The organism is Photorhabdus machadonis, assembly GCF_052657765.1.
On the sequence record NZ_CP199761.1, the window covers coordinates 1118356 to 1139216 of the forward strand.

Sequence of the window (20861 nt, forward strand, 5' to 3'; positions counted from 1 at the left end):
AATGAATTTATGTAAGAATTCAGCAGTTAGATTAATGATCGGAATCTTGCCTGATGCAGGCAACTATTATATTTAAGAAGGCCGTTTTAACGGCCTTCTCTGATTATTTTTTAGTTGCATTAGTGATTAGCGAGATTCTGACGCGGGTTCAATCTCCTCTGCTTTCTTACTAAAACGTCGTTTGATAACGACAAAGAACACAGGTACGAAAAAGATAGCTAGCGAGGTTGCAGCAATCATTCCGCCCAATACCCCAGTACCTACTGCATTTTGAGAGCCGGAACCTGCACCATTACTCAGTACCAGAGGGATAACACCCAGCATAAATGCCAATGATGTCATTAGGATTGGGCGAAGACGCATTCTTACGGCATCTAGCGTAGCTTCTATCAACCCTTTTCCTTCTTTTTCCATCAGGTCTTTAGCAAACTCAACGATTAGGATTGCGTTCTTTGCCGATAAACCGATGGTAGTCAGCAAGCCGACTTTAAAGTAAACATCGTTATCCAAGCCTCGGAATGTTGTTGCTAACAAGGCTCCAACGATACCCAGTGGTACTACCAGCATAACTGAGAATGGAATTGACCAGCTTTCATACAGTGCAGCCAGACAGAGGAATACCACTATCAATGACAGTGCATAAAGAGCAGGTGCCTGATTACCTGACAGGCGTTCCTGATAAGACATGCCTGTCCAGTCGAAACCGATTCCATTTGGTAACTGGGATGCTAATTTTTCCATCAGAGCCATTGCATCACCGGTACTTTTACCTGGAGCTGCTTCACCCAGAATTTCCATGGATGGCAAACCATTATAACGTTCCAAACGTGGCGAGCCATAGGTCCATGGTTCTTTAGACATATCTGCAAAGGCAGATAATGGAACCATTTCACCCTGTTTGTTACGAACATATAGTTTGTAGATATCACCTGGCAGCATACGATAAGGTGCTTCTGATTGAACATAAACTTTTTTGACACGACCACGGTCGATAAAGTCGTTCACATAGTTGCCACCAAACATCGTGCTTAGTGTCGAGTTGATATCAGAGATAGAAACACCTAAAGCTTCTGCCTTTTCCTGATCAATTCTAACCCGATACTGAGGGGTATCTTCCTGACCATTAGGGCGAATACCCACTAACATATTTGGATGTTTTTGTATCATGCCAAGCAATTGGTTACGAGCTTCGGTCAGTTTATTATGTCCAAGGTTTGCTTTGTCAATTAATTCGAAATCAAAGCCGGTTGCTGAACCTAACTCTACAATTGCCGGGATGTTAAACGCAAAAACCATACCTTCTTTGATTTTCTGGAAGTGAGCACTTGCCCTGGCAACAATAGCAGGTACTTTGCTTTTAGCATCAGAACGCTCACTCCAGTCTTTCAGGCTTATAAATGCCAGACCAGTGTTTTGCCCCTGACCACTGAAACCAAAGCCACTTACTGTAAATACAGAAACCACAAGATCTTTTTCTTCTGTATCGAAGTAGTCACTTATTTCATCCAGAACTTTCTGTGTCTGTTCCTGTGTTGCACCTGAAGGTAATTGAACCATTGTCAGCAATACCCCTTGATCTTCTTCAGGAAGGAAGGAGGATGGCAGACGAGTGAACATGACAGCCATACCAGCAACCAGCAATACATAAATCACCAGATAGCGGCCTGTATTGCGCAGAATACGGCCGATACTGTCAGTATAGTGGTGGGTACTTTTATCAAATATGCGGTTGAACCAACCAAAGATCCCAGTCTGTTTACCGTGGCTGCCTTTAGCAATAGGTTTCAACATGGTGGCGCACAGAGCCGGTGTTAGGATTAATGCCACCAGTACAGACAGTACCATTGCAGATACGATGGTGATCGAGAATTGACGATAAATCGCACCGGTTGAACCGCCGAAGAAAGCCATTGGGACAAATACAGCAGACAGCACCATGGCAATACCAACCAGGGCGCTTTGGATTTGCCCCATTGATTTCCTGGTTGCTTCTTTCGGCGATAGACCCTCTTCTTGCATAACACGTTCAACGTTTTCCACCACAACAATGGCATCATCTACCAGTAAGCCAATCGCGAGAACCATGGCAAACATAGTTAATGTATTTATTGAATAGCCAAATGTGGCGAGTATTGCAAATGTTCCCAGCAGTACGACTGGAACCGCAATGGTTGGAATAAGTGTTGCTCGGAAGTTTTGTAGGAATAAGTACATAACCACGAACACCAGCATAATTGCTTCAACCAGTGTTTTCACTACTTCGTTAATAGAGATTTTAACGAATGGCGTGGTGTCATATGGATAGACGATTTTCAGCCCATGCGGGAAGAAAGGCTCCATATTTTTTAGCGCTTCTTTTACCGCTTTTGACGTATCCAGAGCGTTAGCACCTGTTGCCAGTTTGACACCGACACCAGCAGCGGGTTTACCGTTAAAGCGGGCAATTATATTGTAACTTTCTGCCCCTAACTCCACTTTTGCCACATCTTTTAGACGGATCTGAGAACCATCAGTATTAACGCGCAGAAGAATATTGCTGAACTCTTCCGGTGAAGTCAGACGTGTTTGGGCAATAATCGAAGCATTCAGCCGTTGACCTGGAACGGGAGGGGTTCCCCCTAACTGACCGGCGGCTATTTGGTTATTTTGTGCTTTGATTGCATTTATTACATCCAGAGTCGTCATTTTGTAGTCAACGAGCTTGTCAGGATTCAACCAAATTCGCATTGCATATTGGTTACCAAACAGCATTGCATCACCCACACCAGTTACACGGCTTAACGGGTCTTTGACGTTTGCACCAACATAGTCAGCGATATCCTCCTGTGACATGGATCCATCATCAGAAATGAACCCTGCAACCATTAGGAAAGAACTCGTGGACTTATCCACATGTATCCCTTGCTGCTGTACTTCTTGTGGTAACAGAGGCATAGCCAGTTGTAGCTTGTTCTGTACCTGTACTTGTGCAATATCAGGATTAGTACCCGCTTCAAAAGTTAGCGTGATATTCATGTTGCCAGCAGAGTCACTGTCGGAAGACATATAAACCAGATTATCGATACCATTCATATTCTGTTCGATAACCTGAGTAACTGTGTTTTGCACAGTAGTGGCATCTGCGCCGGGATAAGTTGCGGAGATAGAAATCGCCGGTGGTGCGATAGTTGGGTACTGCGCCACGGGTAATTTCATAATTGCCAGCAGCCCAGCCAGCATGGTAATAATTGCGATTACCCATGCAAAGATTGGCCGATCTATAAAAAACTTAGGCATGAATCACCGACTCCTTAATTAAGACTTTTTTGCAGGCTCAGCTTGGTTCGTAGCAGGTTTTGCATCTAAATCCACTTCTTCTGCCTTAACTGGTATGCCAGGTTGAATTTTTTGCAAACCAGTAACGATAACCCGATCACCTGTTTTCAGACCGGAAGTTACCAGCCATTTGTCACCAATAGCCTGGCTTGCCGTGATAATGCGTGGTTCGACTTTTTCGCCTTTACCGACCACCATGACTGTAGCTTCGCCACGAGGTGTGCGGGTAATTCCTTGCTGAGGAACCAGTATTGAATCCCGACGAATACCTTCTTCCAGTTTTGCGCGAACAAACATACCTGGTAGCAATTTTTCATTTGGGTTAGGGAATATTGCACGGATGGTGATAGAACCGGTTGTTTCATTTACAGTGATATCGGAAAATTCCAGATAGCCTGTTTCACTGTAATTTTTACCATCTTCCATAACTAGGTGAACTTTGGCTTTACCTTCTTTCTGTACGATACCTCTGGTGATTTCATTTTTAAGACGTAGATAGTCATCACTTGACTGAGTGACATCCACATAAATTGGATCCAACTGTTGAATGGTTGTCATTGCTGTTGGTTGACCAACAGAAACCAGAGCTCCTTCAGTTATAGTCGATTTGCCGGAACGACCGCTAATTGGTGCTGTAACTTTGGTGTATGCCAAATTAATGCGGGCAGTCTCTACAGCCGCTTTTGCCGCTAGTACCGCAGCATTCGCCTGTGCAGAGTCAGCACTGGCCTTATCAAACTCCTGCTGACTAACATAGTTTGTACCTAACAGTGGTTTATAACGGTTCACTGTCAGGCGTGCTATTTCCGCATTAGCCTGAGTTTTAGCCAAATCAGCTTTAGCACTATCATAGGCAGCTTGGTAAGTTGCTGGATCTATCTGGTATAAAGAAGTCCCCTCTTTTACATCGCTTCCTTCTTTATAGTTTCGCTTCAGAATTATACCACTGACTTGTGGACGAACTTCTGCAATACGGAAGGCTGATGTTCGGCCTGGCAGTTCAGTTGTGACCATCAGAGGTTCAGTTTTCAGCGTCACGATACCGACTTCAGGAGCCTGTTGATTTTCAGCAACTTGCTGAGAGTCTTTGTCGTTACATCCTGAAAGAGCTAAGCTGCCTGAGAGTACCAGTACTGTAGTCAGAGGCAAAACTCCCCTGTTTATTCGCATAAGTAAACCTCAATATTTTTAGATGTTGACCTTTCAATCCGTAAAACCACTACTCCATTAATAGCAGCATGCTATAATACAAACATACATGAATGTATGTAAATCAGCTTCAGGTTAAAAACAGAGTATATGGCACGAAAAACTAAACAACAGGCTGAGGAGACCCGGCAACAGATTATAGACGCAGCTATAAAAGAGTTTTCTGAGCGCGGTGTCTCTGCTACTTCACTGACAGATATTGCCACAACGGCTGGAGTAACCCGAGGTGCAATCTACTGGCACTTTAAAAATAAAGTAGACCTGTTTTCCGAAGCTTGTAGAATAACAGATTCTAAGATTGACGAATTAGAAAAAGAGTATCAAGGAAAATATCCCAATAATCCACTCCTGATTTTAAGAACTTTAATAATTCATATCCTGACGTCGGTCATTGACGATCCGAAAAACCGGCTATTGATGGAGATTTTTTTCCACAAATGTGAGTTTGTTGGTGAAATGTCTGCTTTGGTGGCAGTTCGTCAAGAACTGTGTGTTGCAGACTATGTTCGTATTGAAGAGTCACTTTCCGACTGTATTGCCTCAGGTCAGCTTCCTTGTAATCTTAATCTGCGGCAAGCCGCTATCATGCTGAGAGGGTTGATAACTGGTTTACTGGAGAATTGGTTATTTGCACCAGACAGTTTTGATATTCAGAAAGAAGCTGAACCGTTAGTGGATAGTTTTATCGATATGCTTAAATATAGTGAGCATATGAAAGTCACAGAAAAATGAAAAACCAGAATAATAGAGGTAAATTCTATTTTGGTAATTGCTAACAATGCGGCTAATGGTCAACAGTCATTATCTTATGCTCTTTGTTTATTTACTGCTATATACAAGGAATAAAACTTAGTCACTGAGCCGAAATTATTTCTAATATCGGGTATTTCTGCTGCTGGCCTTGTAGGATAGTGACCAAAGAAAAACTATAACTTAAAACAAATTCCGAAGATTCTGTCTGAGAAAAATGTATTATTTAAATTCGGAAAAATGGGTTAAATTATTTAATATCAATAAGTTATGTTTATTTGATGGTGTGGAGATCATTACGTTGGTTGAATTTGCCCTACGGATTTTGCAGTCAGATAGAGTGCTAAGTTGATACCGTGTTTTGTAGCTAGTCACAATTGTTGAGGGATAACCATCTATGCTGGAAATACGAAATGTAACGCATGCTTACGGCGAGCGTGTGGTATTGAAAGACTTAAATTTGCAATTGAAGGAAAAGCGAATTGCCGTCATAGGTAGCAACGGTTGCGGCAAGAGCACATTTGCGCGTCTTCTTAATGGATTACTGGTACCGAAATGTGGTGATGTTTTGGTGGAGGGTCTGAATACCAGAACGGAGGGTAAAGCGATCCGGCGCAAGGTTGGTTTTGTATTCCAGAATCCTGATAATCAGATTGTCTTTCCAGTTGTTGAAGAGGATTTGGCCTTTGGAATGAAAAATCTCGGTTTTACCAAGGAGACAATTCAGCAAAGAACGCAGGAGGTACTTTCACGATATGGTTTACTTCAGTTTAGGGAGCATCCAGCCCATCTTTTAAGTGGCGGTCAGAAACAACTCTTGGCAATTTCTGGTGTTCTCGTGATGGAACCTGCTTACATAATTTTCGATGAGCCTACGACTTTACTGGATTTACGCAACAAGCGTCGTGTTGCTGAAGCAATCGATAACTTATCTCAAACTGTGATCATAGTTTCTCATGATCTTGAGCTTTTGGCGGGGTTTGATCGTGTGCTCGTTTTTGATGATGGTCATGTGGTTGTCGATGATATTCCCTCTGTTGCTATTCCTGAATATGTAAGGATGATGTCATGAGCTTGTCTGGGTATGATCTTGGTTCATCACTTGTGCATCGAGTTAGCCCTGGGTTCAAAATTATTTCTTTGCTCATTTTGGGGACATTACTCTTTATCGTTCCGCGCATCGATCTTTCTATTGCAGCGTTGGTAGGTATCGTACTTTTATACTCATTAGCCAGAATCTCATTAAGAGCTGCCTGGGCGCAACTACGACCTGCTATGTGGATCTTCGTGCTTATTTTTATAGTCCAGGTGTTTCTACATCACTGGACTGCCGGTGTACTTGTAGTCGTTCGTCTTGCCTCACTTTTGCTGTTAGCCTCGCTTGTCACCCTTACTACTCGTTCCTCCGATATGATCGATGCATTGGAAAAGGGTCTTTGGTGGTTGTATTATTTTAGAATCAATCCAGGAAAAGTGAGCCTGGCTCTATCTCTTGCCTTGCGGTTTATTCCTGTTCTCGCGTCAATTACAGAAGAAGTACGGGAGGCGCAGAAAGCAAGAGGTCTCGATAAGAGTGTCATAGCAATTGCCGTACCCGTTATCGTGCGAACTCTCAAAATGGCAGATGATATTTCTGCTGCTATTGAAGCCCGGTCTTACGATCCAGGGTTTGAGAGAAAGAAATCAAGCAGCAAATAAAACCTAGTTTGTGGCTTTATCGAAAAAATGAGGGGATTAAATGTCCACGAAAGATATTGTTTATATAGCACTATTTGCTGCGCTAACCGCAGCACTGGGTTTATTCCCACCATTGGCGCTTCCCGTTATAGGCGTTCCGATAACAGCCCAATCAATGGGAGCGATGTTTGCCGGCGCTATTGCTGGTGCGAAACGAGGTGGATTAGCATTATTGCTCTTTTGTGTTCTTGTTGCAGTTGGATTACCGGTAATGGCGGGAGGTATGGGAGGATTGGGGGTATTTTTCAGTCCAAGTGGTGGTTTTGTTTTGGCGTGGCCGATTGCCGCTTTTGTTATCGGCTACTTGTATGAGTGGAATCTTGCAAAACTAAGCACCTTTAAAGAGGCTATATTTCTTGTCTTTGGTGGAATTGTGATTGTCTACGTGATGGGTATTCCATGGGTTGCGGCATTTGCCAATATCAGCTTCTGGCAAGCAGCCATAGGTTCGATGGGATTCATTCCGGGTGACATTATCAAAATCGTACTGGTTATCTTAATTGCGAGAACTGTTCGCCGGGCTTACCCGACTCTTGAACCACGCTCTTAAATTGCTGATCTTGGCGGCGTGAGGACCAAAATTATCCTGGTCAGGCTGACTGTAGCACCTACTAGCATGATCTATCACGACCATAAGATCAGATTTTTCTCATTTAACAGACCGATGAAGGAACCGGTTGCAATCCGATTGCCATTCGCAGGCAGGACGATGTGAGGATTACAGGTGTTAAAAATGACGACAGAACCAACTTGAGGCCGGAAAGTGAAAGATTCGCAATCACCCAATAGCGAACTATCATATGGTTTATAGATCTTATCAATGGCAGTACTCTTGAATGGTTGATTATAGATTATTGTTTCCCCTCCTTGTGAGGGAGACAAAACATAGAGGTTCCAGGCGAGCTGAGTTGATATATCTCCGATAGATAAATTGCCTTTCGCAAAAGTGGGGGCGTAGTCCACATGTAGATCTGAACCACCGGAGATAATACGGACGATACCGGCAAAGTAGGGACCAAACCCCGGTTCTTCCGCGATCGAAATGCTGAAATCTGTATCGTGATTGATGTGTCGTATGAACCGAACAATTGGATCAAAAGCTTGATTGAGCACTTGAGTACGCTCTTGTTCAGCGGCGTTAACTTGAGAAAAATACTCTTCTTTTGGGCGATCACGGTAATGAGAGAGTGGATTTCCCAAGTAAAATCCTGGCCTGCCGAATTCATATTGCTTTGCTTTCATGCTCAGTATTGCTGCAGAAAGCTGTACTGATTCCTCTGTAGTTGCAAAATCATCTATCATTACCGCCGGAATCTTGTTGTCTATGATTGCCTGCAAGCTTTCTGATGATAATTTGACAAGCTCTTTTGATGCCCACCTTGACGACATGATTGCCGATTCCTAGTCTATTTTCTTTATATTAGAAAAATTGATCTATTGAAGGTCAGTGTCAATCGTATAACATTGTTTGTATAATAATGCAATACTTGGTTGCACTCCATACTCAGGAACGCAATAATGACAATATCTCTGAGAGGTCATCACCTCCTGTGTATTCTTACTTACGCGGGCAACGGATATTCCCCTGGCTTTATTGAAAACTACAATAAGATTATTCCGCGAATTCAGAACGAAGATATCCTGATTGTGGAAGGACCAGATGATATTTGTGCTCCTTTGCTTGGAGAAGATGATCCTCATTGTTTGGGCAAGAGTGTCATTGTCCGGGATAGCCGTGCTTTGGAGGCTGTTGGTGCTCTTATGGGCCGACCAGTTGAAGTGGGACATACACTGAGACTCGACGAAACCTATTTAATACAGGCTCGATGGGCTTTTAACCGCAGGATCGTAAGATCTGCCTGTGTAGGCTGTGAATGGGAGCAGCTTTGCACTCGAATCGCTGCGGACGATTATGCTTCAACGTTTCTTAAACTCAGCAATGGAAAGAATGAATGACGACATCAAGCCATTTTGCAAAGGTTGATCGAATGCGTGCGAGAAAATTCTAAGACTAACTAATGTAGATCTTTTATGGTATCGACAAAGTATCTATGAAGTGTTTGTAATAAATCGCTCAATATTCCTTCGTAGATTGTGACTGCTCCGCTAACTTTGCTTGATAATCATGTTTGACTATTTCCAGTGCAGCGAGTGCAATTTCGGGCGCGATTTCATTGCATTCCAATAGATAGATCAGATCAACCGCAAGCTGAACTTCAGGTGGTGCGTGTTCGACTGACATAAAACTTCCTCATCTGAGTCATTAATCCATGTTCTCTTTATATTCGATTGATTTTTCAATTCGCGTCAGAGATTGGCGGCAACGTGCTAGTCTTCCGGCTAATGCTGCGATTTCTTTCTGTATTTTTTGCTGATTACTCAGTGTAGTTTGTTGATTCAATTTTAGCTCTCGATCATTGCTCATGGTGAGCAGACGTCGTTCATAATCTTGATGTTCAGCCAGCTTGTGATACAGATCAGTAGCTTGTTGTTTATGTTCGAACTTGCTCTCTTTTTTTCTCAGTGATTGAGTGGACAATTCACGCTTTAATGCTTCCATTTGAGCAACTAAACGTTCGGTCAGAAATGCGACTTGCTCCGTTCGGTTATCCTGAACACACTCTTTAAGTTGTTCCATGTTATGCCTGACTTCTTGCAGATAACCACGGAGTTTATCACTGCGCCGATTAAATAAAGTTTGATCAAACCGGGCAGTAGAAAATGGGATATCTGCCAGAGGTGTGAGCTCTTCCGCCAGTATATTGATTTGCTTTTCGAGTAAATTTAATAACGGTTGCGTACTCATTTATACCCTACAATGATTATGCGTTGCGAAGCAGGATTAACCTGGAACGACAAAAAATTAGGTTGATGTATGTTCATCGGTTGCTTTTTTTTATCAGTTTGCATAGATTTTAGCACTCTCGTGTTCTACTCACTGGCACCGATTATGACTGCAAACGCTCAGCAACTGCAATTTATTAAAGACAGTATTGAAACTATCCCTGATTACCCTAAACCGGGGGTCCTTTTTCGTGATATTACGACCTTATTGGATAACCCTCTTGCCTACCAGGCAACAATTAATCTTCTGGTAGAACGATATCAGGACAAAGGCATTACAAAAATTGTGGGCACTGAAGCGCGCGGTTTTCTATTTGGAGCTCCAGTTGCGTTGCGTCTCGGTGTTGGTTTTATCCCTGTCCGTAAAGCAGGCAAATTACCTCGTGAAACATTGAGTGAAACTTACGATTTAGAGTATGGCACTGATACACTGGAAATACATAAGGACAGTATCAAAGAAGGTGATAAGGTGCTGGTTGTTGATGATCTGCTGGCAACGGGTGGCACTATTGAGGCAACTGTTCGCTTAATCCGTCATTTAGATGGTGAAGTTTCTGAAGCTGCCTTTGTTATTGGCCTGCCTGATTTGGGAGGGGGTGAGCGTCTGCAAAAACAAGGCGTGAACAGCTTCACGCTATTGGAATTCCCTGGTCATTAATCTGCTTATTTTCGTATTACTGACATATCGGCCTCGCTGTCTGTAGTGGGGCTGTGTTAGCATGGTACCCAATTATATTTAATTTTCTCGGTATCAATGAGCTATCAGGTACTTGCCCGTAAGTGGCGCCCACAAATATTTTCTGATGTGATTGGTCAGGAATATGTCCTGACTGCGCTGGCTAATGGTCTTTCCCATGGCCGGCTCCATCATGCCTACCTGTTTTCCGGCACTAGAGGTGTCGGGAAAACGACGATTGCCCGTTTGTTTGCCAAAGGGTTAAATTGTGAAATAGGTATTACTGATAAGCCTTGTGGTAAGTGTGCTAATTGCCTTGAAATTGAGCAAGGGCGATTTGTCGATCTCATTGAGATTGATGCGGCTTCCCGTACTAAAGTTGAAGATACGCGCGAATTGCTGGATAACGTGCAATATGCTCCAGCTCGTGGGCGTTTCAAAGTCTACCTGATTGATGAAGTGCATATGCTTTCTCGCCATAGCTTCAATGCATTATTGAAAACGCTGGAAGAGCCACCTGAGCATGTGAAATTTTTATTGGCAACCACTGATCCGCAAAAATTGCCGGTAACTATCCTTTCCCGCTGTTTGCAGTTTCACCTCAAAGCGCTGAATGTTGATCAGATAAGCGGTCAGCTCGAACATATTCTTAAAGCTGAACATCTGGAGAATGACAGCCGTGCCCGTCAGCTTCTGGCCCGTGCTGCTGATGGTAGTATGCGCGATGCGTTGAGTCTGACAGATCAGGCTATTGCGATGGGGCAAGGCCAGGTAACAACTGAAATAGTCAGCTTGATGTTGGGAACATTAGATGATGAACAGCCGTTATCAATTATAGAATCATTGATTCGGGCTGACGGTCAGCAGGTTATGGCATTGGTGGAACAAGCCGCTTCACGGGGGGCTGATTGGGAGAATTTGTTAGTAGAGATTCTTTCATTACTGCATCGTATTGCAATGATCCAGCTATTACCTTCTCAACCAGAAATTGCTGCTGCTTCCATTGAAGGCCGTTTGAGAATATTGGCAAAAGCAATTTCACCGGAAGATTTACAACTTTATTATCAAACTCTACTGATTGGTCGTAGAGATTTGTCGTATGCACCGGAACGCAGGATGGGTGTTGAAATGACGCTGCTCAGAGCTTTGGCATTTCACCCAAAAACAGTCATTGAAGAGGTTGCTAAACCGGTTGTGCATGGACATCCTGCGGCTATCCCATCAATTGCAGCACAGCCACAACATAATCATCAGGGCAATACGCCATCTGATTACCCTATTGATGAGCCAGTACCGGTGGGCAGCGTTTCTCAGCCGGAACCTCAGATACCCCAGGCACTTGCATCAAGCCCAACAGCGCAGTTGCTGAAAGCAAGGCGTGTGTTATCCCGGCAACAAGAGCAAACGCCACCAAAAAAGCCTAAACCGGCTACGCCTGTTAAGGCGAGGCCGGCGGCAACCTCGGCACTGGAGCGGATTGTCGCAGTGTCAGGGCCGCGATCTCAGTCATCAATAGCTAAAATGCAGGAAGAGAAACCTGAGAAAAAAGAGGCTTATCGTTGGCAAGCCAAGAATATTGAAAAAAAACCAGAAAGTTATGTCGCTACACCAAAGGCGTTAAGAACGGCTCTAGAGCATGAGAAAACGCCGGAGCTGGTAGAAAAATTAGCTGAAGAATCCAAACAAAGAGATGCATGGGCAGCAGAAGTTGATAAACTTAAAATTCCTAAACTGGTGCAACAATTAGCATTAAATGCGTTTAAAGAGCAGATCAGTGTTAATAATATCTGTTTACACCTGCGTTCGAGTCAGTGCCATCTTAATTCCGCTTTTGCACAAAAATTATTAGCAGAGGCTTTAAGCGAGTTGTACGGTGTAACGGTTGAATTCAGCATTATTGAAGATGATAATCCGGAGGAGAAAACTCCACTGGAGTGGCGACAAGCCATTTATGAAGAAAAATTGGCACAAGCTCGCCAATCAATTATTGCGGATAAGACTATTCAGACATTGCGGCAGGTATTTGATGCTGAACTGGATGAAGAGAGTATCCGGCCGGTCTAACCGCGCTGCAATCTGTACCTGTTGTACGATGTAGCCATAGCGAAGAGAGAAAACTATGTTTGGTAAAGGTGGTTTGGGCAATTTGATGAAACAAGCCCAACAAATGCAGGACAAGATGCAGAAAATGCAGGAAGAGATCGCTAATCTGGAAGTGACAGGTGAATCTGGTGCAGGCCTGGTTAAAGTGACTATCAATGGTGCGCATAATTGCCGTCGTGTTGAGATTGATCCAAGCTTGATGGAAGATGACAAAGAGATGCTGGAAGACCTGATTGCGGCTGCATTCAATGATGCCGCCCGTCGCATTGAAGAAACTCAGAAAGAGAGAATGGCAAGCGTTTCCAGCGGAATGCAACTGCCCCCAGGCTTTAAGATGCCATTCTGATGCAAACCAGTCCTCTCCTTGAATCCTTGATGGAAGCATTACGCTGCTTGCCAGGAGTTGGCCCTAAATCTGCGCAGCGGATGGCTTTTCATTTGTTACAGCGTGATCGCAGTGGTGGAATGCGCTTAGCTCAGGCATTGACGAGGGCGATGTCGGAAATTGGACACTGTAAATATTGCCGGACTTTTACTGAGCAGGAGCAGTGCACGATCTGTGCTAATTCACGTCGTCAGCAAAATGGTCAAATTTGTGTGGTTGAAAGCCCTGCGGACATTCATGCTATTGAACAGACTGGGCAGTTTGCCGGGCGCTACTTTGTGTTGATGGGGCATTTATCTCCATTGGACGGCATTGGCCCGATGGATATTGGTTTGGATTGTCTTGAAGAACGCCTCTCCACTGAAGAGATTTCAGAGGTGATTTTGGCGACTAATCCGACAGTGGAGGGAGAGGCAACGGCCAATTATATTGCAGAAATATGCGTTCAGTATGGTGTAACAGCAAGCCGCATTGCTCATGGTGTACCGGTTGGTGGTGAGCTTGAAATGGTAGATGGTACAACTTTGTCGCATTCACTTGCTGGGCGGCAGAAGATTACTTGTTGATTTTCTGTCAATGTCTAGTCGTTTTATCTGACTGGAAAAGAATACAGCTGTATACCCTGTATGGATCAAATCGTAAAGATGTTGAGGCGCTGCATTTATGTGGCGCTCGCCTTTGAATTCATTCCGCTATGGTTATAACCTATTTAAATATCTAACTTATTTGCGTTATTTGATACTCTTTTGAATAATCAAACTTGAAACCCGGCTTATTTATCCCCATCTGCATATTATCGTCTGATTTTATCTGTCTGAACTGGATTGAGATTGAGGTAACAAATGAGTATGAAAGGTCAGGAAACCCGTGGATTTCAGTCTGAAGTAAAACAACTTCTGCAATTAATGATCCATTCACTTTATTCCAATAAAGAGATTTTCCTTCGTGAGTTAATCTCAAATGCTTCCGATGCTGCTGACAAATTACGTTTCCGCGCATTATCTGCTCCAGAACTTTATGAAGGTGATGGTGAAATGCGCGTTCGCCTCTCTTTTGATAAAGAAAAGAGAGCTATCACGATCAGTGATAATGGTATTGGTATGACCCGTGATGAAGTCATTGATAATCTTGGCACTATCGCTAAATCAGGAACAAAAGCTTTCCTGGAATCTATTGGTTCAGATCAGGCTAAAGACAGCCAGTTAATTGGTCAATTTGGTGTTGGTTTTTACTCTGCCTTTATTGTATCTGATAAAGTCACGGTACGTACCCGTGCTGCCGGTGCTTCAATTGATCAAGGCGTATTCTGGGAATCCGCTGGTGAAGGTGATTACACTGTCGCTGATATTGAAAAAGAAACTCGTGGTACCGAGATCACCCTTCATTTACGTGAAGGGGAAGATGACTTCCTGAATGACTGGCGTTTGCGTTCTGTTATCAGTAAATACTCTGACCATATTGCTCTGCCAGTTGAAATTGAAACTAAAAATAAGAGCGAAGAAGAGGGTGAAGAAGATACAGTAACCTGGGAAAAGATTAATAAAGCTCAGGCCTTGTGGACTCGTGGTAAATCTGAAATTACAGATGAAGAATATAAAGAGTTCTACAAACATATTTCTCATGATTTTACTGATCCGTTGATCTGGAGCCATAACCGCGTAGAGGGTAAACAGGAATATACCAGTATGCTCTATATTCCCTCTCAGGCACCGTGGGATATGTGGAACCGTGAGCATAAGCACGGGCTGAAATTGTATGTCCAGCGCGTGTTTATCATGGATGACGCAGAACAGTTTATGCCAAACTATTTGCGCTTTGTTCGTGGCCTGATTGATTCCAATGATTTGCCACTGAACGTTTCCCGTGAAATTCTGCAAGATAATTCTATTACCCGTAATTTACGTAATGCGTTGACCAAACGTGCATTGCAGATGTTGGATAAGCTGGCGAAAGATGACGCGGAAAAATATCAGCAATTCTGGCAGCAGTTTGGGCTAGCGATGAAAGAAGGCCCGGCAGAGGATAATACGAATAAAGAAGCTATCGCTAAATTGTTGCGTTTTGCCTCTACTCATAATGACAGTTCTGCGCAAACAGTTTCTTTGGAAGAGTATGTCAGTAGGATGACCGCAGGTCAGGATAAGATCTACTATATCACTTCAGACAGTTATGCTGCGGCAAAAAATAGCCCTCATTTGGAACTGTTCCGTAAGAAAGGTATTGAAGTTCTGCTGCTGTCAGAGCGCATTGATGAATGGATGATGGGGTATCTTACTGAGTTTGATGGTAAGAAATTCCAGTCAGTCAGTAAAGCTGATGAATCTCTGGACAAACTGGCAGATGAAGACAAAGTTGAGCAGGAAGAAATTGATAAGCAGCTGGAACCGTTTGTTGAGCGTGTGAAAACACTACTTGGCGATCGGGTCAAAGAGGTTAAATTGACTCATCGTCTGACAGATACTCCGGCAATTGTGACAACAAATGTGGATGAAATGAGCACTCAGATGGCGAAATTGTTTGCGGCGGCGGGTCAACAAGTGCCGGACGTTAAATACAACTTTGAACTGAATCCTGATCATCAATTGGTAAAACTGGCTGCTGATATCAGTGATGAAGCTCAATTCGCGGATTGGGTTGAACTACTGCTCGATCAGGCATTGTTTGCTGAACGTGGCACATTGGAAGATCCAAACCAGTTTATTCGTCGTATGAATCAGCTATTACTGCCTGAAAAAGCTTGATTTAATTATTTCTTGGTAACGATTGTAAACCACGCCTCCGATAGTGAAATGGGGCGTGGTTTATTTTTTGCAAAAAAATATCACGAAATCGTTTTCCTGTTTTCTTGAGCGAACCCCATACCAGATGGTATGGTGACTCGTTTTCTTACAAATATAAAAACTAACTAGCAAGGGGATTTACGCAATGCGTATTATTCTGCTGGGCGCTCCGGGCGCCGGTAAAGGGACTCAGGCGCAATTTATCATGGAGAAATATGGGATCCCTCAAATTTCTACCGGTGATATGTTGCGTACTGCAGTTAAGGCTGGCACAGAATTGGGCTTAAAAGCAAAAGAATTGATGGACAATGGCAAGCTGGTTACTGACGAGCTGGTCATTGCTTTGGTAAAAGAGCGTATCAAACAAGATGACTGCCGCAATGGTTTCTTGTTGGATGGGTTCCCGCGTACCATTCCTCAGGCTGATGCAATGAAAGAAGCCGATATTCATGTTGATTATGTCCTGGAATTCGATGTTCCTGATGAACTGATTATTGAACGTATCATTGGGCGCCGTGTACATGCGCCATCTGGCCGTGTTTATCACATCTCATTTAATCCACCGGCGGTGGAAAATAAGGATGATGTTACTGGTGAAGAACTGACTATTCGTAAAGACGATCATGAAGATATCGTGCGTAAACGTTTAGTTGAATATCATCAACAGACTGCTCCTTTGGTGTTTTATTACCAGAAAGAAGCTGAAACAAGTGATACCCAATATTTCAGAATTGATGGTATTCGCAAGGTATCTGAAGTTAGCGAAGAATTAGTCAAAATTCTGGATTAATCAATCTTAGTGATGTTTAAAAGGCGGCTTATAAGCTGCCTTATCTTATATTGTTTCTTTACTGCTTCAGGTAAACCTGTTGGTTTTTATTTATTGTTTCGATGGATAAACATGATTTTCATCTGTATTTTATTGTGTTAGGGTTCTCACCAGAGAAGACAATAGGGAATCGGCATGATGAGCAGCGGTAAATATGGCGTTTTATTAGTTAATCTTGGCACTCCTGATGAGCCGACCACTGTGGCTATAAAACGTTACTTAGCTGAGTTTCTGAGTGATCGAAGAGTTGTCGATTTTTCCAGCTTGATCTGGAAGCCAATATTATATGGCGTTATTTTGCCTTTTCACTCTCCACGTGTGGCAAAGTTATATCAGAAAGTCTGGACTGATGAAGGTTCTCCCCTGTTAGTATATAGCCGTCGTCAGCACAAATTGCTGGCGGAAAAACTAGCAGATATTCCTGTTGAATTAGGCATGAGTTATGGTTCTCCATCTCTTGAACAGGCAATTGATAATCTGCTTAAGCAGGGTGTTGAGCAATTGGTTGTTTTACCACTTTATCCCCAGTACTCCTGTTCTACTTCTGCGGCTGTGTTTGATGGTGTCAGTCAAATATTGCAGAAATACCGTACTATTCCTGGGATTCACTTTATCCGTAGCTATGCTGACCATCCTGCTTATATTTCTGCATTGAAAGAGACCATTGAACAGAGTTTCTGTGAACATGGTAAGCCGGACAGATTACTCTTTTCCTTTCATAGTATTCCGCAGCGTTTTGTTGATACGGGTGATATTTATTCTGAACAGTGTGAGTTAACAACTCAATTGCTAAAGCAAACAATTAACTATCCAGCAGATCAGGTGATAATGACTTATCAGTCTCGGTTTGGTCGTGAGCCTTGGTTAACGCCATACACAAGTCAAACCATGAAATCATTGCCTAATCAGGGAATAAAGCATATTCAGGTTCTTTGTCCTGGCTTTTCGTCCGATTGTCTGGAAACGTTGGAAGAGATAAAACAGCAGAATAAAGAGATATTTCTTAATGCTGGTGGGGAGAAATTTGAATATATTCCTGCGCTTAACGACAATAGTAATCATATTTTTCTACTGGAAGCATTGGTTAACAGGTTTGCCGGAAGTGAAACAAATAGTATATAGGATTAATCTATCATTAGGATTAAATGGCTCTTTAATGATATATTCTCATGCGGGAGCCTATCTATCCGAACGGTTGCACTCGGCTTTTCTGGATATTAGCTAAAGGCTCAGTGGGATGATGTTTTGTAGAATAGTTAGTAACAGTCATATTTGAATTTGGACATAAATAATGAGTATTAAACCGATTAAAAGTGCTAACTCCAGTGAAGAATATTTTAATTATTACAATTCAAAGCAAGACGATGAAATTGATTTGTTTGAGTTATTCTCTGTTTTATTTCAATCAAAGTTATTGATTATTGCTGTTACTATCATTTTTGCTGTTATTGGTTTTACAGTAGCATCTTGGATGCCACAAAAATGGACCAGTTCAGCTTCAGTTATTCAACCTCAACTTGAAGAAATACAGCCAGTTAAAAATATCTTGACTAGGCTAGAGGTTTTAAGCTTGCAACCATCGGTAACTTCATCGTCACTGTATGATAATTTTTTAAATAATTTTAATTCACGGGTTTTACGAGAAGAATACTTGGTTAATACAGAGTATTTTAAAAATCTAGTAACTAAATCAGATGATCATTCACCACTTGCAAAAAGAAAACTTATTGAAAAGATTATAAATGATAATATTTCATCTTCTTCAAAAGGGGAAAAAGGTGATGAAAATAGTGGTGAAACTAAACTCACTTTCAGTGCCGGAACCGCTGAAGATGCATATAGCCTGCTAAATGGCTATATCAGTTATGTGTCGTCTGTTGTCCGTAAGCAGATGCAAAGTGAATTGAGTGATATGGTGAAACAGAAGCTTGCCTACTCCGAAGGCTTGTATGCAGTTGATTTGAACCGTGTTCATAATATACAGAGAGCTAATATTGAGCGATTGAAATATTCATTATCTATCGCCAATTCCGCGGGAATTAAAAAGCCTATTTCCAGCGAAGGAGCAATGATCAAAGATGATCCGGATTATTCCATTGCTTTGGGCGCTGATGCATTACAACGTAAGCTGCAAATTACCGAAGAGATCAAAGATCCATCCTTGATTGATGGTGATTTACGTAACCGCATGTTCTATATAAACGAACTTAAATCACTTACAATAGATAAAGTTAACTTCCAGCCATTTAAATATATGCAGGCTCCTTATGAACCAACGGCGAAAGATTCGCCTAAGCGTCTGCTTATTCTGGTAGGCAGTGCCTTTATTGGTTTGATCCTGGCGGTGATGTTTGTTCTGATTCGTCACGTGGCGCGCAGTCGTCAGAAAGTGGCTTAATCTCTTTGGCAGCCGGTGTCGCAATGACACTTGCTGCCTGTCAGTTTTTATTGTGCTAATATGCTGCATCTTTTCCGCGTTATAGCATCAATCAAATATGAAATTCCCTGGTAAACGTAAATCAAAACACTATTTTCCCGTCAGTCTGCGTGATCCTTTACTCCAGCCAATTAAAGAAATGATGTATGGTGAGAATAACCGAGCTTATATCGTTGGTATCGATCAGATATTAGTGGATATTGAGGCGAAAGTAGATGAAGATTTTATCCGGCGTTACCACCTCAGCCAGGGACACTCATTAGTTATTGAAGATGATGTAGCTGAAACCTTGTATAGAGAACTGACGGATAACAATCTTATCAGCCACGAATTTGCCGGTGGCACGATTGGTAATACCTTGCATAATTACTCAGTGCTGGCCGATGATCGTTCCGTTTTACTGGGCACAATGTGTAACAACATTCAGATTGGCAGCTATGCTTACCGCTACTTATGTAACACCTCCAGCCGAACTGATCTAAATTATTTACAGGGTGTGGATGGCCCAATTGGCCGCTGTTTTACACTGGTAACAGAAAATGGTGAACGGACTTTTGCCATTAGCCCTGGACAAATGAATCAACTAAAACCGGAGAGTATTCCAGAACAGATTATCGCTGAAGCTTCAGCTTTGGTATTGACTGCTTATTTGGTTCGTTGTAAGCGAGGAGAGCCAATGCCAGAAGCAACAATGAAAGCCATCGAATATGCAAAAAAACACAGTGTACCTGTCGTTCTGACTTTGGGGACAAAATATGTTATTGCTGAAGATCCACAATGGTGGCGCGATTTTCTGGTTGAGAACATTTCTGTTCTGGCAATGAATGAAGATGAAGCTTATGAGCTTACGGGTTTCAGTGATCCGTTATTGGCGTCAGATATGGCTCTGGATTGGGTTGATTTGGTTTTGTGTACCGCTGGTCCTGCGGGATTATATATGGCAGGGTATACGGAAGAAGATTATAAGCGTCAGACAACTCACCCACTGCTACCAGGTGCTATTGCTGAATTTAACCGTTATGAATTCAGCCGTGCTATGCGAAAATCTGATTGCCAAATCCCAATGAAAGTTTACTCCCATATTGAACCTTATATGGGCGGACCAGAAAAAATTATGAATACCAATGGTGCAGGTGATGGTGCTTTATCTGCTTTATTGCATGATATAACCGCTAATAACCATCACAGAATGAATGTGCCTAATTCCAGTAAGCATACTCGTAATTACCTGACATACTCATCACTTGCTCAGGTTTGTAAATATGCAAACAGAGTGAGTTATCAGGTATTGAGTCAGCATTCGCCACGATTAAGCCGGGGTTTACCAGAAAAAGAAGATAGTTTGGAAGAGTCTTACTGGGAACGGTAATTATTAAATAATATCAACTCATTATATTCATCATTGAGTAATTTAATACGGTTGTAGCTTACAGCCGTATTTTTTTCTAAACGGAATAGATTACACTGATCATTAACATACGTAATGGCATGAAAGAAAATGACTGACTTCTTTAGGAGCGTGTAATGCTAAAGAATATTTCTCAGATAGAATATTAAAGACATCATGGCCGTCAGTTTTTTGCTGGGGAGAGCACTAGGATTGATAACTTATACGTTATTTAGGATAGCTTCTTAATTATTTATTATTGTAATAGTTGTATAAATAACGTTTCATAATTCTGCTACACATGGCCTTCTTCAACCCATTGTTATATATAGAATTATGAGTAGTATAAGATGTAGCGCTATTTTGGAATCTTATTTATTGTAATTTTATGTCTTATTAGTAAGTGGTT

General features: G+C 42.3%; 19 protein-coding genes. 14 read left to right on the forward strand and 5 right to left on the reverse strand.

The features are described 5' to 3' along the window. Window positions 1-126 precede the first annotated feature (126 nt). Together ACUN2T_RS05355 and ACUN2T_RS05360 are read right to left on the reverse strand one after the other, a co-directional pair. Complete coding sequence (locus ACUN2T_RS05355; RefSeq protein ID WP_445496594.1) at window positions 127-3276, reverse strand: efflux RND transporter permease subunit; 3150 nt, start codon at window positions 3274-3276, stop codon at window positions 127-129. Window positions 3277-3294: 18 nt separating this feature from the next. Next, a complete protein-coding gene (locus ACUN2T_RS05360) occupies window positions 3295-4485 on the reverse strand; it encodes an efflux RND transporter periplasmic adaptor subunit (protein WP_445496595.1) in 1191 nt (396 codons plus the stop codon). Between the two features lie 129 nt (window positions 4486-4614). On the opposite strand from ACUN2T_RS05360, the gene acrR reads away from it, so the two are divergent. The 4 genes from acrR to ACUN2T_RS05380 all read left to right on the forward strand — a co-directional run bounded on the left by acrR (window position 4615) and on the right by ACUN2T_RS05380 (window position 7561). Then, window positions 4615-5256, forward strand: coding sequence for a multidrug efflux transporter transcriptional repressor AcrR (gene acrR / locus ACUN2T_RS05365; RefSeq protein ID WP_445496596.1), 642 nt, complete (start codon window positions 4615-4617; stop codon window positions 5254-5256). A gap of 415 nt (window positions 5257-5671) precedes the next feature. Beyond that, window positions 5672-6346, forward strand: coding sequence for an energy-coupling factor ABC transporter ATP-binding protein (locus ACUN2T_RS05370; protein ID WP_445496597.1), 675 nt, complete (start codon window positions 5672-5674; stop codon window positions 6344-6346). Continuing rightward, window positions 6343-6972 carry an energy-coupling factor transporter transmembrane component T family protein gene (locus tag ACUN2T_RS05375; RefSeq protein WP_445496598.1) on the forward strand — a complete coding sequence of 210 codons (630 nt, stop codon included), beginning with the start codon at window positions 6343-6345 and terminating at the stop codon, window positions 6970-6972. The genes ACUN2T_RS05370 and ACUN2T_RS05375 overlap by 4 nt, the downstream gene beginning before the upstream one ends. Before the next feature lie 40 nt (window positions 6973-7012). Continuing rightward, window positions 7013-7561: a biotin transporter BioY gene (locus ACUN2T_RS05380; RefSeq protein WP_445496599.1), complete on the forward strand. Its 549-nt coding sequence runs from the start codon at window positions 7013-7015 to the stop codon at window positions 7559-7561. Between the two features lie 74 nt (window positions 7562-7635). On the opposite strand, the gene ACUN2T_RS05385 is transcribed toward ACUN2T_RS05380, so the two are convergent. Continuing rightward, window positions 7636-8400 carry a 2OG-Fe(II)-dependent halogenase WelO5 family protein gene (locus ACUN2T_RS05385; protein ID WP_445496600.1) on the reverse strand — a complete coding sequence of 255 codons (765 nt, stop codon included), beginning with the start codon at window positions 8398-8400 and terminating at the stop codon, window positions 7636-7638. 129 nt (window positions 8401-8529) lie between these two features. Between ACUN2T_RS05385 and ACUN2T_RS05390 the strand changes: the two genes are divergently transcribed. Beyond that, a complete protein-coding gene (locus ACUN2T_RS05390) occupies window positions 8530-8967 on the forward strand; it encodes a DUF1284 domain-containing protein (protein WP_445496601.1) in 438 nt (145 codons plus the stop codon). 118 nt (window positions 8968-9085) lie between these two features. Here ACUN2T_RS05390 and rsmS read toward each other — a convergent pair whose 3' ends face one another. Both rsmS and priC read right to left on the reverse strand, forming a co-directional pair. Beyond that, a complete protein-coding gene (rsmS, locus tag ACUN2T_RS05395; protein ID WP_323834899.1) occupies window positions 9086-9253 on the reverse strand; it encodes a pleiotropic regulatory protein RsmS in 168 nt (55 codons plus the stop codon). 21 nt (window positions 9254-9274) lie between these two features. After that, complete coding sequence (gene priC / locus ACUN2T_RS05400; protein ID WP_445496602.1) at window positions 9275-9817, reverse strand: primosomal replication protein PriC; 543 nt, start codon at window positions 9815-9817, stop codon at window positions 9275-9277. Between the two features lie 144 nt (window positions 9818-9961). Here priC and apt point away from each other — a divergent pair, with 144 nt between their 5' ends. The 9 genes from apt (at window position 9962) to ACUN2T_RS05445 (ending at window position 20434) form a co-directional block, all read left to right on the forward strand. Next, a complete protein-coding gene (apt, locus tag ACUN2T_RS05405) occupies window positions 9962-10513 on the forward strand; it encodes an adenine phosphoribosyltransferase (protein WP_445496603.1) in 552 nt (183 codons plus the stop codon). A 96-nt stretch (window positions 10514-10609) separates the two neighbouring features. Further along, entirely contained in the window at window positions 10610-12595 is a 1986-nt protein-coding gene (dnaX, locus tag ACUN2T_RS05410; protein WP_445496604.1) for a DNA polymerase III subunit gamma/tau, read from the forward strand. A gap of 55 nt (window positions 12596-12650) precedes the next feature. Next, window positions 12651-12980: a YbaB/EbfC family nucleoid-associated protein gene (locus ACUN2T_RS05415; RefSeq protein WP_445496605.1), complete on the forward strand. Its 330-nt coding sequence runs from the start codon at window positions 12651-12653 to the stop codon at window positions 12978-12980. Beyond that, window positions 12980-13585, forward strand: coding sequence for a recombination mediator RecR (gene recR / locus ACUN2T_RS05420; protein ID WP_445496606.1), 606 nt, complete (start codon window positions 12980-12982; stop codon window positions 13583-13585). The genes ACUN2T_RS05415 and recR overlap by 1 nt, the downstream gene beginning before the upstream one ends. 282 nt (window positions 13586-13867) lie before the next feature. Beyond that, window positions 13868-15760 (forward strand): molecular chaperone HtpG, encoded by a 1893-nt coding sequence (htpG, locus tag ACUN2T_RS05425; RefSeq protein WP_445497808.1) that lies wholly within the window; start codon window positions 13868-13870, stop codon window positions 15758-15760. A 184-nt stretch (window positions 15761-15944) separates the two neighbouring features. Then, complete coding sequence (gene adk / locus ACUN2T_RS05430) at window positions 15945-16589, forward strand: adenylate kinase (RefSeq protein ID WP_445496607.1); 645 nt, start codon at window positions 15945-15947, stop codon at window positions 16587-16589. 177 nt (window positions 16590-16766) lie between these two features. Beyond that, window positions 16767-17750 (forward strand): ferrochelatase, encoded by a 984-nt coding sequence (gene hemH / locus ACUN2T_RS05435; RefSeq protein ID WP_445497809.1) that lies wholly within the window; start codon window positions 16767-16769, stop codon window positions 17748-17750. Between the two features lie 169 nt (window positions 17751-17919). After that, window positions 17920-19026 (forward strand): LPS O-antigen length regulator Wzz(fepE), encoded by a 1107-nt coding sequence (wzz(fepE), locus tag ACUN2T_RS05440; RefSeq protein WP_445496608.1) that lies wholly within the window; start codon window positions 17920-17922, stop codon window positions 19024-19026. A 97-nt stretch (window positions 19027-19123) separates the two neighbouring features. After that, window positions 19124-20434: an inosine/guanosine kinase gene (locus ACUN2T_RS05445; RefSeq protein ID WP_445496609.1), complete on the forward strand. Its 1311-nt coding sequence runs from the start codon at window positions 19124-19126 to the stop codon at window positions 20432-20434. Window positions 20435-20861 lie beyond the last annotated feature (427 nt).